This window comes from Micromonospora sp. DT4, from assembly GCF_049841675.1.
In the GTDB taxonomy this organism is placed as follows: Bacteria; Actinomycetota; Actinomycetes; order Mycobacteriales; family Micromonosporaceae; genus Micromonospora.
This window is the reverse complement of the sequence record NZ_JBNCKT010000282.1, coordinates 1-1,412: the sequence shown is the minus strand read 5'-3', so window position 1 is coordinate 1,412 and position 1,412 is coordinate 1. Positions and strand designations below refer to the sequence as shown.

The following is a 1,412-nucleotide window of genomic DNA, read 5'->3' as shown; positions in this document are numbered from 1 at the left end:
AAGCCGCCGCGCATCACGTACCGCAACACCCATACACGGACAACGATCACGGCACCTTTGGGTTACTGGTCAATAAAGCCGTCGAGGCCAGCAACGGACCCACAGTCGAACGTGAAACTAACGATCGCGCGGGGGCGCTGTCCGGCGGACGGCGCCCAGTCGACTACGAGCAGAGCGCCCACCGTCAACGTGACGCCCAACTCCTCCCATACCTCGCGGGCGCAGGCATCATGCGGGTACTCGCCCTCGTCCACGTAGCCGCCCGGGAAGGCCCAGTGGTCGCGGTACGTGGGCTTGACGAGCAGGACGTTGCCCGCCGGATCGGTAATGAGAGCCGCAGCGGCAGCGTAGAAGGAAGCCAGGTTGGCGTACCAGGTGGCGGGCTCCGTCCAGGTCACCTCGTTGACGCTAGCGGACATGCCTAGGTGTGCTCTCGCTCTACGTGGCTGCGGGCGCGGCCGTAAGGGCACGCAGGACATCGTTGACCTGGGGCGATGACTGGTACGGGCGGAGATTGGTAGTGAGTTCGCGGAGGCGCTGACAAACGCGCACCGACTGGACTCCCGCAACGTCTTGCACCAGCGATCGGCTCCACTCACAGGCCGCATCGGTGTCACCAGCCCGGGCTTGAGTCATCGCGATGAGAGCCGTGTGCAGGGCACGGGTTCGGGTGTTCTGGCTGCCGAGGGTAAGCGCGTCGGGCGCATGTTGTAGGGCCTGCGGATAAAGGTGCAGGTCGCCTAGGCATCTCAGCGCGGCCCCGGCCAGGTGAGCCGGGCTGAAGTAGCCGACCCAGCGTGGACCAGGCTCTGTTCCCGCCCGGCCGAGAGAGCGCTCAGCCTTGCTGAGGGCAAGTTGGCAGGCACGCCGCTCGCCTGCCTGTCCGTAGGCCGTAGCGGCGGTCGCCTGTAGCCGCGCGAGGACAGCGGCAGGTGCACGGCCAGCCCCGTCGATGGCGGCTTCCGCGAGCCGAGCAGCCTCCCGAGCATGGCCCAGAAATACTGCCTGCGTCGCAAGGTTCGCCAGCAGGTGAGCGCCGTAGAGGCGGTCGTTGCCGGCCTTTGCAAGCCGCAGACCGAGGGTCACGTGATGTTGCGCCATGGCGTGTTCGCCCGCGTCGTACGACATGAAGGCGAGTTGGCCGGCGAGCACCGCCGCTGCACGCAGGAGTTCGCGCCCCACTGCGTCGGTATAGGTGCCGCGCAACATCGGCCCGACCTGCCGTACAAGCAGGTCTGCCATGACTGCGCGAGTATGCGGAGAGCCACTGCCGTGACGTCGGTCCAGGTCGGTGAAGTGGTCCGCCAGTGCGTACAGCGATTGAACGTCGGTGGAGGTTATTGACCAGTAACCCAAAGGTGCCGTGATCGTTGTCCGTGTATGGGTGTTGCGGTACGTGATGCGCGGCGGCT

The 1,412-nt window shown here is 66.1% G+C and carries 2 protein-coding genes; both read right to left on the bottom strand.

Annotation, left to right across the window (positions count from 1 at the left end; all coding sequences use genetic code 11):
- Positions 1-62: 62 nt before the first annotated feature.
- On the bottom strand, positions 63-398 hold the full coding sequence (locus tag ACLQ24_RS29635) for an NUDIX domain-containing protein (protein ID WP_425895035.1): 336 nt from the start codon (positions 396-398) through the stop codon (positions 63-65).
- A 40-nt stretch (positions 399-438) separates the two neighbouring features.
- On the bottom strand, positions 439-1,412 hold a 974-nt coding region (locus tag ACLQ24_RS29630; protein ID WP_425895034.1), incomplete at its 5' end, for a hypothetical protein.